Genomic DNA, 14974 nt, shown 5'->3' with positions numbered 1-14974 from the left:
GTCGTCGGGCACAAGGTCCCGCTCAAATGATAATCGAGGGGAAGCCCACGCCATGAACCGTCGCGAACTGATCGCCTCGACCGCCGCTGTCGGCATGGTCGCCGCCTCCCCCGCCCTTGCCCGCCAGAGTCACGGAGCCTCGATGTCCAAGCCCACCCCGCCCGTCGCCAAGAAGGTCCCCGTCCGCATCGAGCAGTTGGGCCGCGTGCGCGTCGACGACTATCAGTGGATGAAGGACGACAACTGGCAGGCGGTGCTGCGCGACCCATCGCTGATCAAGGCCGACGTCAAGGAGCACCTGACCGCCGAGAACGCCTATCGCGAAGCCATGATGGCCTCGACCCTGCCGCTGCAGGCCCAGATGTTCGAGGAGATGAAAGGCCGCATCAAGGAGGACGACAGCTCCGTCCCTGCGCCAGACGGCCCGTGGGAGTACTACGTCCGCTACAACGTCGGTGATCAGCACCCGCTCTACTGCCGCCGCCCGCGCGGCAAGGCGGACGGCGAGACGGTCCTGCTGGACTGCAACAAGCTGGCCGAGGGCAAGGCCTATTCGGAGGTTTCGGCGACCGAACACAGCCCCGATCACGCTCTGTTCGCCTATGCCGAGGACGCTCAAGGCTCCGAAGTCTACAAGATCTATGTGAAGGATCTGGCCACGGGCGAGGTGCTGCCCAACCCGATCGAATCGGCCAGCGCCAACTTCACCTTCTCGCCGGACAGCCAGTGGATCTTCTGGACCAACCGCGACGACAACGGCCGCCCTGACAAGATCTTCCGCCGCCCGGCGCGCGGCGGCGAGACCGCCCTGGTCAACGAAGAACTGGACGAGGGCATGTTCCAGGGCATCGAGCGCACCGCCGACGACGCCTTCATCGTCATCTCCATCGGCAACCAGGAAACCTCAGAAAGCCGCATCATCCCGGCGTCGGACCCGACCGCGAAGCCGATGGTGGTCGAGCCGCGCCACGTCGGCCGGCTGTATGACCTGGACCACTGGGGCGATCGTTGGGTGATCCGCACCAACGCCGATGACGCCATCGACTTCAAGGTCATGGAGGCGCCGACCGCCGCTCCCGACAAGGCGAACTGGAAGGACCTGATCCCCCACACGCCCGGCCGCTTCATCGAGGGAGTGGCCCTGGTTAAGGACTATATAGGTCGGCAGGAACGCGCCGACGCCAACACCAAGATCGTCATCCGCGACCGCAGCGGCGCCGAACATGAAATCGCCGTGGACGAGCCCGCCTACGCCCTGTCGCTGGGCGGGGCGTCCGAGTTCGACACCACGATCATGCGCTACGGCTACAACTCGCCGTCCACGCCGACCTCAACCTATGACTACGACCTGAAGACGCGCGAGCGCACGCTGCGCAAGGTTCAGGAAATCCCCTCGGGCCACAATCCGGCGGACTATGTGGTCGAGCGACTGAACGCACCCGCTTCTGACGGCGAGCTGGTGCCGGTGACGGTGCTGCGCCGCAAGGACACGCCGGTCGACGGCTCTGCGCCGCTGCTGCTCTACGGCTACGGCTCCTACGGCATCCCGATGGCGGCCGGCTTCTCGACCAACCGGCTGTCGCTGGTGGATCGCGGCTTCATCTACGCCATCGCCCATATCCGCGGCGGCTCGGACAAGGGCTGGAACTGGTTCCTGACCGCGCGTCGCTTCACCAAAAAGAACACCTTCACCGACTTTATCGCCGCCGCCGATCACCTGATCGCGCAGAAATACACCAAGGCGGGGAACATCGTGGCAGAGGGCCGCTCGGCCGGCGGCCTGCTGATGGGCGCGGTCACGAATATGCGGCCAGAACTTTGGGCGGGCGTCATCGGCGGCGTGCCCTTCATCGACGTCATCAACACCATGAGCGACACCACCCTGCCCCTGACGCCGCCGGAATGGCCCGAATGGGGCAATCCGCTGGAGGACGCGGCGGCCTATGACTACATCCACTCCTACAGCCCGTATGACCAGATCGAGGCCAAGCCCTATCCGGCTCTGCTGGCGACTGGCGGCCTGTCCGATCCCCGCGTGACCTATTGGGAGCCGGAGAAGTGGGTGGCGAAACTGCGTCCCGCCTCGACCTCCGGCAAGCCGGTGCTGCTGAAGATCAACATGGAGGCGGGCCACTTCGCCTCCTCCGGGCGCTTCGACTACCTGAAGGACATCGCCCACGACTACGCCTTCGCCGTGTGGGCCGTAGAAAAAGGCTGGGAGAAGACCTGAGAAGACGGGAGGAACTCCGGCCCACGGGTTCCTACCATTCTGCCTGCTAGCATCTGAATTCGCGGATTTTTTATCAAAAACGCCACAACGCGCTTGACCGAAGCGGCGACGCCCCGTATCCGCTCCTTCCTCTCCTCCTCGCGGGGGGGAGCAACGCGGGTGTAGCTCAGTTGGTTAGAGTGCCGGCCTGTCACGCCGGAGGTCGCGGGTTCGAGCCCCGTCACTCGCGCCACTCCTTCTCAAGCATTTGAGGGAGTGGCGCGCCGCCCTTCACTTTAATATTGATACGACGCCATCCGGTGATGATCAGAAGGTCATCGCCGCTTTCGCGTGCGCGCGGCACAAGCGCCCTCAACGTCCGCGATCCCGCCTAGAAACGACAAAAAAGGCGGCAGGCCGTTAGACCCGCCGCCCTCAATGCCAGGCTCGACGCTTCTTAGAAGCGGGCGCGAGCGCCGATGTAGAAGTAACGGCCGATGACGTCATAAGTCGACGGATCGGTCTGGTACTGGAAGCCGCTCGCGTAAAGCGGCGGATCCTTGTCGAACGATCGGCGAACTGGCCGCCTGTCGCGCGATCGGCGAGCCCGAAGCCCGTCTGTCATGTCTAGACAAGGCGGCCGAGGCGCTGATCCGGGCCCAGGAGGCGGGAGACGTAACGGTTGTAAACCGCCAGCAGGTGCGGGAAGCCCGACGCAACCTGTTCGGCTTCAGCAATGTGGCCCTGCCGGCCTTCCTCGGATCGAATGACGATCGCGAAGAGATATCGTCTATCCAGACCGCCCTCGTCCGGGCAGCGAGGGACGGCGCCGGGCGCTGGGTCTTCCAACTGACGGATGGGAGGGAATGGCGGCAGGTCGACAATGAGCCGGCCCATATTCGCCCTCAAAGCGGGAGTGAGGTACGTATCCGTCGCGCGGCCTTCGGCAGCTACTTCCTCAACGTCGGCGATGCCCGCGCCATCAGAGTGAAAAGACAGTGACCTATCGCCTCCTGTTCGACGCCCTTAGGGCCTGAAGAGAGCTATGATCCCTTACGTTCGCCAGTTCGATTTCGCCTATGGACGACGCGATCAGGTCTCGCCGTTGATTCAGCGCGTGATCGCGGACAATCCGGGGCCGTTCACCTTCACGGGCACGGGGACCTATATCATCGGCAGAAACCGGCCTGGCGCTGGCGTGGCGGTCATTGATCCTGGGCCTCTGGATGACGCTCACCTGGACGCCCTGCTGCGCGCCGTGGCCGGACGCACGGTCAGTCATGTGCTGGTCACCCACACGCACCGCGACCACGCCCCCCTCGCCCGCCCGTTCGCCGAAGCGGTCGGCGGCGCGCCGATCCTGGCCATGCAGCCGCCCGCGCGCACGATGCACGCCTCGGACAGCAGTCTGGACGAGGATGAGGACGAGGATTTCCGTCCCGATATCGTCCTGACCGGCGCAGAGCGGATCGAGGGCGACGGCTGGACCCTGGAGGCGATGGCCACGCCGGGCCACGCCTCGAACCACATGGCCTTCATCCTTAGGGACGAGAACGCCCTGTTCAGCGGCGACCATATCATGGGGTGGTCCACCACCGTGGTGGCGCCCCCTGACGGCGATATGACGGCCTATATGCAGAGCCTCGACGCGGTGCTGGCGCGCGGCTTTTCGACTATCTGGCCCACGCACGGCCCGGCGATCACCCAGGTCGCGCGCTTTCTCAAGGCCTATCGCGCGCACCGGTTAGAGCGGGAAGGCCAGATCATGGCCCGACTGGCGGCGGGCGACCGGACCATCGCGCAAATGGTGCCGATCCTATACGCCGCCGTGGATGAACGCCTTTGGCCCGCCGCCAGCCTGTCGGTGCTGGCCCACCTGATCAAGCTTGAAAAGGAGGGACGCGCGCGGGCCGAGCCTCAAGCCCGGCTCGGCGCCGACTGGCGGCTGACCGAGGACCTTTAAGGCGTCAGCTCAGCCACCACCGCCTTGGCGAGACGGCAGGCTTCATCACCGATGTCCAGCCTGTCGCGCCCAGCGACGCGCACATCGGTCCGGCCAGGTCGGATGCGGACGGTGACGTCGTGGGTGACGCCGAACCAGGCGCTCTGCTGGCGGCCATCAACCCGGAACGGCGACGTGCCGAACACGGTGAAGCCCGCCTTTTCAAGCGCCCAGGCGGCCGTTTCAGGCGCAACCTGGGTCGATGCAGGCTCAAGTCCCGCGCAGGCCCGAGGATGGCTGTCGTCTGCGCCCGCCAGGCGCCTTTCAGCCGCAAGGCCCCGGGCGAACGCGGGCGGCTCATTCACATCCGTGGTCACATCGCGCGGCGCGGGGATGAAACGACGCTCCTGGATCAGATAGCCGGCGATCGTCAGGCCCGCGATCAGCAGGGCGGCGCCGGCGATCCCTATGAGGCGGCGCTCGCGAAACGCCAGCAGGCAGGCCGCCAGAGCCGCCGCCAGACCGAGGTAGGCCAGAATACGGCCGACCGTGAGCGCCAGGACCCCCATGCCGAAGTCTGTGCTCCACAGCTCGCCTCGCGTTCCTGCAGAGGCGACCAACAGCAGGCCCGGCGCCAACAGCGCCGTCGCGAGCAGCAGCTTGGCGAGCACGCCTGCCTTGGGGCGGGAATTCGGCATGGAGGTCCTCCGTCGCAATTAACCAGCGGCGGGCAATTGATAATCCTTCATCCGCTCTCTCAGCGTCTTCTTATCAATCTTGCCCGTGGCGCCCAGCGGAATGTCGTCCACGAAGACGACATCGTCCGGCATCCACCATTTGGCGATCTTGCCCTGCAGGAAATCCAGATGCTCCTGCTTGTCCTCGGCCTCGCCATCCTTGAGCTTGACCAGCAGCACCGGCCGCTCGTCCCACTTCGGGTGCGCCGCGCCGATGACGGCGGCCAGGACGACCTTCGGATGGCCCACGGCGATATTCTCGATGTCGATGGAGCTGATCCATTCGCCCCCAGACTTGATCACGTCCTTGGCCCGGTCGGTGATCTGCATGAAGCCGTAGGCGTCAACGCTGGCGATGTCGCCCGTGTCGAAGAAACCCTCGTGGTCGAGGATATCTCCGCCCTCTCCCTTGAAATAGGCGCCGGCGACGGTCGGTCCCTTGACCATCACCCGGCCGAAGGTCTTGCCGTCGTGAGGCATTTCCTGGCCGCCGTAGTTCTTGATCTTCAGCTCGACGCCCAGCGGCGGCGTGCCTTGCTTCAGGCGCCAGGCCATCTGTTCGTCATAGGGCTTGGCCTTCAGCTCCGGCGTCAAATTGGCGATGGTGCCGATGGGCGAGGTCTCGGTCATGCCCCAGGCGTGAACCACCTCGACGCCGAACTTGTCCTGGAACCCGCGGATCAGGGCTTCGGGACAGGCCGATCCGCCGATCAGAACCTTGCGCAGGGTTGAGAACTTCAGCCCGTTCTCGACCATATGGCCATACAGCCCCTGCCAGACCGTCGGCACGGCGGCCGAGAAGGTCACGCCTTCGGTCTCGATCAGTTCATAGACAGAGGCGCCGTCCATCTTCGCGCCCGGCATGACCAGCTTGGCCCCCGCCGCTGGACCGCCAAAGGCTATGCCCCAAGCATTCGCATGGAACATGGGCACGATAGGCAGGATCACCTCGCTGGGCGTCGCGCCCATGACCGTCGACTGCAGGCCCAGCAGGGTATGGATGAAGTTCGAGCGGTGCGAATACAGCACGCCCTTCGGATTGCCGGTCGTGCCCGAGGTGTAGCAGAGGCCGCAGGCGGTTTGTTCATCGAAACCGCCCCAGACGACGTCGCTGCTGACCTGCTCCAGCACCGTCTCATAGGCCTCGGCGTTAGGCAGCTTGGCCTGAGGCATGTGGGCGGCGTCGGTCATCACAATGACCCGCTCGACTGTCGGACAGTGCGGCAGGACGGCTTCGAGCAGCGGCACAAAGGTCAGATCGGTGAAGATGACCCGGTCTTCGGCATGGTTGATGATGTAGGCCAGTTGCTCGGGAAACAGGCGCGGGTTCAGGGTGTGGCAGACGGCGCCGATCCCCATGATTCCATACCAGGTCTCCATGTGATTGCCGGTGTTCCAGGCCAGGGTGGCCACACGGTCTCCCGGCTTGATCCCCCACGCCAGCAAGGCGTTCGACACCCGGCGCGCGCGATCATGAATGGCGGCGTAGGTCGTCCGGACGATCGGCCCCTCGACCGAACGGGTCACGACCTCGCGTGCTCCGTGCCAGTTCTTCGCGTGGTCGAGGATCTTGTCGACCGTCAGCGGCCAGTCCTGCATCATACCCAGCATTCGGCATTTCCCTCGTATATGCGCCTGATTGAAACCGGCGCTTGTCGCCACGCTAAGACAGGTGAACCGCCACAGGCAACGTGCCCTTAGGGAAGCCTGCCCGCGACAGATCGCCTTAAAACCGCCCTGTCCGGGCTTGCGTTAAGACGCGAGCGGAGGAAGTAGAGCGCCCATGACCATCTTGATCGCAATCACTGGCGGTTCGGGCTCGGGCAAGAGCACCCTGGCCGAAGCCCTTGTTTCCTCCCTGCCCGACGGCGTAGCCACCCTGTTGCGGGAAGATTCCTACTATCTGGACGCCGCGTCGGTTCCCGGCTTCGACGCCGCGACCCATGATTTCGACGACGTGGCGGCGCGCGATCACAATCTGCTGATCGCCGACCTGACGGCGCTGAAGCGCGGCCAGGCCATAACGGCGCCGGTCTATTCCTTCATCCACCACGGGCGCGAGCCACAGGGCGAAGCTGTCGGCGCCACCGAGGTGATCGTGGTCGAAGGCACCCACCTGCTGTGCACGCCCGCCCTGGCCGCGCTTTTCGACATCAAGGTGTTTGTCGACACGCCGGCGGACATCCGCTTCATCCGACGTCTGCTGCGCGATCAGACCGAACGCGGCCGCACGGCGGAATCCGTCATTCAGCAATATCTCGGCACTGTCCGGCCCGGCCACGAACGGCTGACCGAACCGTCGCGCGTCCATGCCGACTTCATCGTCGCCGACGCCACTGCGGCCGTGCGTTTGGAAGACCCTCAAGCCGTGGTTCGACTGGCCGCGCCGGTTCTGGCTCATCCCCTGTTGGCGGCCTGGCTGACGTAACCTCGATCAGGGGCAGAGCTTTCCCCTCCCATTGCAATTGAGGCGACTTAAAGGCACTCTCCGGCGAAAGGCTGGTGAACGCCATGACGGCCCCTATCCACGATATCGACGACCCTCGGCGCGCGGCGCTGGTACGGCAGGCGCGGCATCATTTCATCAACGAAGGCTACGTCGGCACGCGGATGGAGCCGATCGCACGAGAGGCGGGCGTTTCAACCGCCACCCTTTACGCGATGTTCGAGAACAAGGCCGCTCTGTTTGCGGCCGTCATGGCCGAAGCAGCGACCGACTTCGCCGCCCGGATGTCAGCCGTTAAGAACTGCACCGGGGCGCCGAAGGAGCGGCTTCTCAGCTTCCTCACGACCTACGCAGATTTCATGAGCGACCCCTTCGTTCAAGCCATATTCCGTCTGGTCATGACTGAGCGCTCGCGATTTGAATCCGTGGCCATCGCCTTTTTCGAACAGGCCGAGGGGGATTTCGCCGGCCCGCTGGTCACCGCCCTGGACGAGCTGAAGGCCAGCGGCGATCTGACGTTTGAAAAAGCGTCCTGGGCCGCCGGCCAATTGATGGGAATGGTCGAACATCCCGTCTTTCTCGTGCCCATGGTCACGGGAGGCCAGGTCCGCACCCAGCGCGCGACAGCCGAGATCGCCGCCGACGCCGTACAGACCTTCCTGTCTCGCTATCAGGCCTGATCGGACGTTTTCACGGCCACAGGCGGCTGGTCGACCAGGTGTCCGACACGCGATCGAACCGCAGCCGATCATGCAGGCGGAACGGACGGTCCCGCCAGAACTCGATCTGTTCGGGAAGGACGCGCCAGCCAGTCCAGCGGTCCGGACGCGGCACATCCTCGCCTTCGAACCGAGCCGTCTGTTCGGCCACCCTGGCCTCCAGCGCCTCGCGGCTGTCCAAGGGCCGAGATTGGTCGGACGCCCAGGCGCCGATGCGGCTTTCACGCGCCCGGCTGGCGAAGTAGGCGCTGGCCTCCTCGGCGCTGACGCGCTCGACCGCGCCGCGCACGCGGACCTGGCGTCGCAGGCTCTTCCAGTGAAACAGCAGAGCGGCGGCGGGATGCGCCCAAAGCTGCTCGCCCTTGGCGCTCTCCTGGTTGGAGAAGAAGGTAAAGCCCCGCGCATCCACGTCTTTCAACAGCACCATGCGGACGTCGGGCATGCCCTCTGCGTCGACCGTGGCCAAAGCCATGGCGTTGGGGTCATTCGGCTCGCTGCGCCTGGCTTCTTCCAGCCATTCGATAAACAGGCCGATCGGCTCATCCCGATCAAAGATCGTGTCGTCAGCGTTGGCCGCCAACTGGGCGGCGTAGTCGTCTGCGGAGGGGCTGGGCGGGATCACCGACATAGTCAAAAACAAGGCTTCCTGAGGCCGGATATACACTCGGGCCATCCCTGGCTGACTAGGCCCCTGTGTCAATAGCCCAAAGCGTCGTGGCGCGCCTTGTTCCGCGTCGCCCGGCCGGAAGACGGTTAACCTCGTCTTGACCATAGTCCCGCACGGTGTCGCCATGAGCGCGCAGTCGTTTCTTTCCGTGCACGAGGCACGACGTCTGTTGAGCCTGCGCGGCCCTGCGGACGTCGATGGGCTGACGGCGGCGTTCCGCGTCGCCGTGAAGGCTGTTCACCCCGACCGTCCCGACGGAGACGCCGAGCGCTTCAGAAAAACGGTCGCCGCCTACCGCCTGCTGCAAACGCAACTCCCTGCCCTGCCTGCGCCTGTTCGCGTCGAAAGCCGCGCCGAGACGCTTCCTCCGGCGCATCATGCCGTGCCGCCTCTGATCGTGCTGACGCCCATGCAGGCGCTGACCGGCGGAACCGTCTCCGTCAAGGCGTCAGGACGCCGGTTTCTGGTGCATGTCCCCCCGGGGGTGCGAACGGCGGATCGCATTCGCCTGAAGGGCGTCAAGGGACTGATCCCGGTCCTGATCCGCCCTGCCGATGGCCTGTCGGTGCTGGGCGCGGACCTGTTCATGGATTGGCCGATCGCATCCCGCCTGATGCGAGACGGCGGGCGGATCGAGATCGACACCCACGCCGGGCCGCAAGCGGCCTGGCTGGTGCCCGACATGACCGCGCCGGTTCGTCTGCGCCTGCCCGGCCTGGGCCTGCCCGCACGCGGTCGGCGTCCCGCCGGCGACCTGTTCGTGAAGCTGATTCCCTCCGACGAGCTGCCCTCGGCGGCCGAGGACATGCTGCTTCGTTTCACTCGGGTCTGGACGCCGCAGCGCATGGCGGCTTAAGCCTCGCCGTCATGTCGCACAACACCTTCGGCCATCTGTTCCGCATCACCACCTGGGGCGAAAGCCACGGCCCGGCCATCGGCTGCGTCGTCGACGGCTGCCCGCCGCTGATCCCGCTGACCGAAGCCGACATTCAGCCCTGGCTGGACCTGAGGAAGCCCGGCGGCAGCCGCTTCGTGACCCAGCGGCAGGAAGCTGACCAGGTCCGCATCCTGTCGGGCGTCTTTGATGACGGAAGCGGTCCCGTCACGACCGGCACTCCCATCAGCCTGATGATCGAGAACACCGACCAGCGGTCCAAGGACTATGGCGAGATCGCCCGCGCCTTCCGCCCCGGCCATGCCGACTACGTTTATCAGAGCAAATACGGCGTGCGCGATCATCGCGGCGGCGGCCGCTCCTCGGCGCGCGAAACGGCCAGCCGCGTGGCCGCCGGCGCGGTCGCCCGCAAGGTGCTGGGTGAGAGCATCGGCATCCGCGCGGGGGTGGTCCAGCTTGGCCCGCATCGCATCGCCGACGACGCCATCGACTTCAGCGCCGTCTACGACAACCCCCTGTTCGCCGCCTCGGCCGAGGTCGTGCCCGCCTGGGAAGAGTATCTGGACGGCGTGCGCAAGGCCGGCTCGTCCATCGGCGCCGTCGTGGCGCTGGAGGTCACGGGCCTGCCCGCCGGCTGGGGCGCGCCCCTCTACGGCAAGCTGGACGCTGAACTGGCTGCGGGCCTTATGTCGATCAACGCGGTCAAGGGCGTCGAGATCGGCGCCGGCTTTGCCGCCGCCGAGCTGTCCGGCGAGGACAACGCCGACGAAATGCGTATGAGCGCTGACGGCCAGCCGGTCTTCCTGTCGAACAAGGCAGGCGGCGTATTGGGCGGCATATCCACCGGCCAGCCCCTGACGGCGCGGGTGGCCTTCAAGCCGACGTCCTCCATCCTGACCCTGCGCCAGTCGATCAACCGTGACGGCGAGGAAGTCGAGCTGCGCACCAAGGGCCGCCACGACCCCTGCGTCGCCCTGCGCGGCGTGCCGGTGGTCGAGGCCATGGCCGCCATCGTCCTGGCCGACGCCATGCTGCGGCACCGGGCGCAGATAGGCTGAAGGAGGCCTACCCAGCCCGCTCGGCTTTTACCCGGATCTCGACGCCGATGGCCTTGGACACCCAGTCGCCGCCCGCGTCGGACGCCATGCCCATGTTCAGCGCAGTGCGGTCCAGCTCCAGCTTGCCCGCGACCGTGGCCGTCCCGCTCGCTTCGTCGAAGGTGAAGGGCAGGACGACCGGGACAGTCGTCGCCTTGATCCGCAAGGTTCCGGTCGCCTCATAGCGGTTTCCGCCCAGCGCCTTGAACGCCGTCGCCTGGAACCGGGCGGTCGGATAAGTCCCGGTATCGAACCATTCGGCGCCCGGCAGGCTGCCTTCCTGAGTGGCGTCGCCCGTCTTCGCCGAACCGGTCTGGATCGTCACGACGGCTTTCGAGCCTGCCAGATCGGCCGGGTCGAACCAGACCTGCGCATCCCACTGCTCGAACTGGCCGGTGAAGGCCTTGCCGGCGTGGGTTCCGGTGAACTGGATCGTCGAGGCGGCCTTGTCCACGGTCCAGGCGGCGGCCGTGCCCGGCGTCACGGCGGCGTCGGCCGCAGGCGCAGCGGCGGGGGCCGAGGCGACCGCCTGCCCTTCCGCCTTGGGCGCAGGCCTGGCGGCCAGACCGAAGGCGGCGCCGATCACGACCACGAAGGCCACGCCGGCCAGCCGCCCGGCCCAGCGCAGGGCCGGCGTCGGATCCGGCGCAACGCCCTGGCTGTCGTCGCCATGCGGCAGGATCGGGATCATGTGCGACAGCACGCCGTCTCGATCCAGAAACTGATGCTTCAACGCTGCTCCGACGTGCAGAACGATTAGGACGATCGCGCCCCAGGCCAGCTTGCTGTGCGCGCCCATGGCCATCGAGGCGATCGTGCGGCGCGCGGCTTCGGAGGCGTGCTCGATGAAAGGCAGATGCGGAATAGCGAACAGGCCGAACCAGCTGGTCGTCACGGCCAACGGCGTGTCCGTGACCACGGCCCAGCCGGTCGAGACATAGGCCCACCCCGTCAACGGCAATGCCAGCATCAGGGCGTAAAAGGCAGCGTGCGTCGCCCTCGCGGCGAACTGCTCCCACCCCTTCATGGCGCCCGGCAGGGCCGGGACCGGATGCGTCAGTCGCCACACGATCCGCAGCACGGTCAGCGCCAGGATCAGAAACCCGATCGACTTGTGAATCTGAAAGACGCGATAGGCCAGCGCCTGGCTGCCCGGCTCGGCGATGGCGTCGCTCATCCACCAGCCCATCGGGATCATCGCCAGCAAGGCGATCGCGATGATCCAGTGCAGTGCAACGGCGACGGCGCTGTAGCGGTTGGGCCTCTCGGTCCGAAGACGGGCGATCATGAAATGTCTCGCGGCAAGCGGTGCATGAGAGGGGCGGAGCCTTAAGGCCCCGCCCCTTATAGCTTATCCCAAGCCGTCAGGCAGCCGGAGCGGCCGGTGCGACTTCCTTGATGAACTCGGCGTCGAAGCGAATGGTCACCTCGTCGCCGACCGGACCCAGCGGCATGCCGAAATCGGTGCGCTTGAACTTGCCTTCAGCCGAAAAGCCGATGGCCGGCGCCGCCACGAAGGGGTGTTTCTCCAGGTCGCCATTGAAGGCCGCGTCCAGGGTCACCGGCTTGGTGACGCCCAGGAAGGTCAGGTCGCCCGTCACCTTGGCCGTGCGCGCGCCCGTCAGCTCGACCTTGGTCGATTTGAAGGTGATCTGCGGGAAGGCCGTGGCGTTCAGGAAGTTCTTGTTCTTGGCGATGTCTTCGCTCCAGCTCTTGAAGCCGGTGGCGGCGTGGGTGCCGACATAGTCCCCCTGATAGTTGGCGTCGACCGAGGTCGGGTCGATGGTCGCCTCGACTGTGCTGTTGGCCAGGTTGGCGGTGTCCAGCGTGATCCTGGCGTCGAACTTGTTGAAGCGCGCCGTGTAGTTTGAGATCGAGTTGTGCGGCAGCGACCACTGCAGCGAGGCGTGGGTCGGGTCCATCACATAGACGCCCGAGGTCGCCTTCAGCGCGACCGGAGCGGTCGAGGCGGCGTCGGTCGTCGGGACGCCGGCAGTGTCGGCGGGCTGGCTGCAGGCGGCCAGCAGGGCGGCGGCCGAAACGGCGATCAGGGCGGCTTTGATCTTCATGGGGGAGAAAACCTCAATCAGGCGGTTGAAACGATAACTGGACAGAAGGTCCGCAAACAGGTCGTGTGTCGGCACGGCCTCGCCGTCGCGACTGCAACAGTATAAGTTGCCATTAACGCGCTTCAAGTCCCTGCATCACGAAAATCGTCATTCAGCTCACGAAAGCAGGATTGAGGTGCGCCCGGCGGCGACGGCGCCTATCCTCGCGACTCACATGACCATCCGCCGCCTCCCCCCCGAAACCGTCAACCGCATCGCCGCCGGCGAAGTGGTGGAACGCCCGGCCAGCGCCATCAAGGAACTGGTCGAGAACGCCATCGACGCGGGCGCCCGCAGCATTGAGATCCAGGCGGACGGCGGCGGCCTGACCCGCATCCTGATCGCCGACGACGGCAAGGGCATCCCGCGCGACGAACTGCCCGTCGCCATCGAGCGCCACGCCACCTCGAAGCTTGAGCCGGACGACGCAGGCGACGTGGACCTGCTGCGCATCTTCACCCTGGGCTTCCGGGGCGAGGCCCTGCCCTCCATCGGCTCGGTCGCCCGGCTGAACATCACGACCCGCGCCAAAGCCGAGGCGGGTCAACCCCAGAACGAGGCCTGGGCCGTCTCCGTCGAGGGCGGCGCCCAGCGCCCCCTATCGCCCGCCGCCTTCCCTGGCCCGCACGGCGCCCGGGTCGAGGTGCGCGACCTGTTTTACGCCACCCCCGCCCGGCTCAAGTTCATGAAGTCCGAGCGGGCCGAGGCCATGGCCATCTCCGAAGAGATCAAGCGCCAGGCCATGGCGCACGAGGCCGTCGCCTTCACCCTGTCGTTGGACGGCAAGACCACGCTGCGCCTGCCCGCCGAACATCCGGGCGACGAGGGGCGGCTGAAACGTCTCGGCGCCCTGCTGGGCCGCGACTTCGAGGCCAACGCCCTGCTGATCGATCAGGAGCGCGACGGCGTGCGCCTGTCCGGCTATGCGGGCCTGCCGACCTATTCGCGCGGCAATGCGGCGCACCAGTTCCTGTTCGTCAACGGGCGCCCGGTGCGCGACCGCTTGCTGCAGGGCGCCCTGCGCGGCGCCTACGCCGACTTCCTGGCGCGCGACCGGCACCCGGCGGCGGCCCTCTTCATCGACATCGACCCGCTGTATGTCGACGTGAACGTCCACCCGGCCAAGGCGGAGGTGCGTTTCCGCGACCCGGCCCTGGTGCGCGGCCTGATCGTCGGCGCCCTGCGCCACGCCCTGCACGCCGCGGGGCACCGCGCCTCGACCACGGTCGCCGCCGACGCCTTGTCCGGCTTCCGACCGCACACGGGCGATGCGCTCTACAACCCGGCCGCGCCGCAGTCGTTCAGCAACGCCGCGCCGGGCTGGAGCGGCTGGCAGGGTTGGTCGCAGCCGGCCGCCGCCGCCCAAAACCTGCCCGGCCTGAACGAACGCTCCGCCCGCGTCGAACATACGTGGAGCGGCGAAGCCTCCGCCCCCAGCTTCCGCACCCTGGGCGAGATTCAGGCCGGACACGCGGGCCAGATCATGCCCGGCGCGCCTGTCCCCGTCGATCTGATCGACTACCCGCTGGGCGCCGCGCGGGCCCAGTTGCATGGCACCTACATCGTCGCCCAGACCCGCGACGGCCTGGTCGTGGTCGATCAGCACGCCGCCCACGAACGCCTGGTCTATGAACGGATGAAGGTCCAGATGGCCGAGGGGGCGGTCACCCGTCAGGCTCTGCTGACGCCGGAAGTCGTCGAGCTGGATCCCGCCGAGGCCGAACGCGTCGCCGCCAAGGCCGAGGAGTTGGCCGAGATGGGCCTGATCGTCGAGGCGTTCGGCGCGGGCGCGGTGCTGGTTCGGGAAACCCCGGCCCTGCTGGGCGACACGGACGTTCAGGGCCTGATCCGCGACATCGCCGACGACCTGTCGGAACACGGCGCCGCCCTGTCGCTGAAGGAGCGCATGGCCGAGGTCTGCGGCACCATGGCCTGCCACGGCAGCGTCCGCGCCGGCCGGGTTCTCAGCGCCCCCGAGATGAACGCCCTGCTGCGCCAGATGGAGGCCACGCCCCACTCCGGCCAATGCAACCACGGCCGCCCGACCTACGTCGAGCTGAAACTCAACGACCTCGAGAAGCTGTTCGGGCGGCGCTGACCGCCAACCCCCGCCACCGCGGCGAACAATCGGGGTTCATTTCCCCAAAGGCTCAG

The 14974-nt window shown here is 66.6% G+C and carries 13 protein-coding genes and 1 tRNA gene; 8 read left to right on the top strand and 6 right to left on the bottom strand.

Annotated features, from left to right (window positions below; translation table 11 throughout):
* Positions 1-52: 52 nt before the first annotated feature.
* Positions 53-2230: a S9 family peptidase gene (locus ACLBV5_RS01280; RefSeq protein ID WP_447604595.1), complete on the top strand. Its 2178-nt coding sequence runs from the start codon at positions 53-55 to the stop codon at positions 2228-2230.
* Positions 2231-2385: 155 nt separating this feature from the next.
* Positions 2386-2462, top strand: a tRNA-Asp gene (locus ACLBV5_RS01275).
* Between the two features lie 374 nt (positions 2463-2836).
* Here the strand turns inward: ACLBV5_RS01275 and ACLBV5_RS01270 are convergent.
* Positions 2837-3106: a hypothetical protein gene (locus ACLBV5_RS01270; protein WP_025977183.1), complete on the bottom strand. Its 270-nt coding sequence runs from the start codon at positions 3104-3106 to the stop codon at positions 2837-2839.
* A 148-nt stretch (positions 3107-3254) separates the two neighbouring features.
* Between ACLBV5_RS01270 and ACLBV5_RS01265 the strand changes: the two genes are divergently transcribed.
* Complete coding sequence (locus ACLBV5_RS01265; protein ID WP_278069070.1) at positions 3255-4172, top strand: MBL fold metallo-hydrolase; 918 nt, start codon at positions 3255-3257, stop codon at positions 4170-4172.
* Here the strand turns inward: ACLBV5_RS01265 and ACLBV5_RS01260 are convergent.
* Positions 4169-4849 (bottom strand): DUF1499 domain-containing protein, encoded by a 681-nt coding sequence (locus ACLBV5_RS01260; protein WP_447604594.1) that lies wholly within the window; start codon positions 4847-4849, stop codon positions 4169-4171. The two genes, ACLBV5_RS01265 and ACLBV5_RS01260, sit on opposite strands and share 4 nt — an antisense overlap.
* Before the next feature lie 18 nt (positions 4850-4867).
* Entirely contained in the window at positions 4868-6499 is a 1632-nt protein-coding gene (locus ACLBV5_RS01255) for a long-chain-fatty-acid--CoA ligase (RefSeq protein WP_303684008.1), read from the bottom strand.
* 172 nt (positions 6500-6671) lie between these two features.
* Between ACLBV5_RS01255 and udk the strand changes: the two genes are divergently transcribed.
* Positions 6672-7316, top strand: a complete 645-nt coding sequence (gene udk / locus ACLBV5_RS01250; protein WP_312445531.1) for a uridine kinase — start codon at positions 6672-6674, stop codon at positions 7314-7316.
* Positions 7317-7399: 83 nt separating this feature from the next.
* Entirely contained in the window at positions 7400-8014 is a 615-nt protein-coding gene (locus ACLBV5_RS01245; protein ID WP_134581003.1) for a TetR/AcrR family transcriptional regulator, read from the top strand.
* Between the two features lie 10 nt (positions 8015-8024).
* Here ACLBV5_RS01245 and pdxH read toward each other — a convergent pair whose 3' ends face one another.
* Positions 8025-8681: a pyridoxamine 5'-phosphate oxidase gene (pdxH, locus tag ACLBV5_RS01240; protein ID WP_029972495.1), complete on the bottom strand. Its 657-nt coding sequence runs from the start codon at positions 8679-8681 to the stop codon at positions 8025-8027.
* A gap of 163 nt (positions 8682-8844) precedes the next feature.
* On the opposite strand from pdxH, the gene ACLBV5_RS01235 reads away from it, so the two are divergent.
* Both ACLBV5_RS01235 and aroC read left to right on the top strand, forming a co-directional pair.
* On the top strand, positions 8845-9576 hold the full coding sequence (locus ACLBV5_RS01235; RefSeq protein WP_447604593.1) for a J domain-containing protein: 732 nt from the start codon (positions 8845-8847) through the stop codon (positions 9574-9576).
* Between the two features lie 11 nt (positions 9577-9587).
* Complete coding sequence (gene aroC, locus ACLBV5_RS01230; RefSeq protein WP_447604592.1) at positions 9588-10673, top strand: chorismate synthase; 1086 nt, start codon at positions 9588-9590, stop codon at positions 10671-10673.
* A 7-nt stretch (positions 10674-10680) separates the two neighbouring features.
* Here the strand turns inward: aroC and ACLBV5_RS01225 are convergent, their stop codons facing one another.
* Both ACLBV5_RS01225 and ACLBV5_RS01220 read right to left on the bottom strand, forming a co-directional pair.
* Complete coding sequence (locus ACLBV5_RS01225) at positions 10681-12000, bottom strand: YceI family protein (protein WP_447604591.1); 1320 nt, start codon at positions 11998-12000, stop codon at positions 10681-10683.
* A gap of 76 nt (positions 12001-12076) precedes the next feature.
* Positions 12077-12781: a YceI family protein gene (locus ACLBV5_RS01220; protein WP_447604590.1), complete on the bottom strand. Its 705-nt coding sequence runs from the start codon at positions 12779-12781 to the stop codon at positions 12077-12079.
* Positions 12782-12995: 214 nt separating this feature from the next.
* Between ACLBV5_RS01220 and mutL the strand changes: the two genes are divergently transcribed.
* On the top strand, positions 12996-14918 hold the full coding sequence (gene mutL / locus ACLBV5_RS01215; protein ID WP_447604589.1) for a DNA mismatch repair endonuclease MutL: 1923 nt from the start codon (positions 12996-12998) through the stop codon (positions 14916-14918).
* Positions 14919-14974 lie beyond the last annotated feature (56 nt).

The sequence above is a fragment of the Brevundimonas sp. M1A4_2e genome, assembly GCF_053345555.1.
The sequence above is the reverse complement of the archived record's forward strand: the minus strand, read 5'-3'. Positions and strand labels throughout refer to the sequence as shown.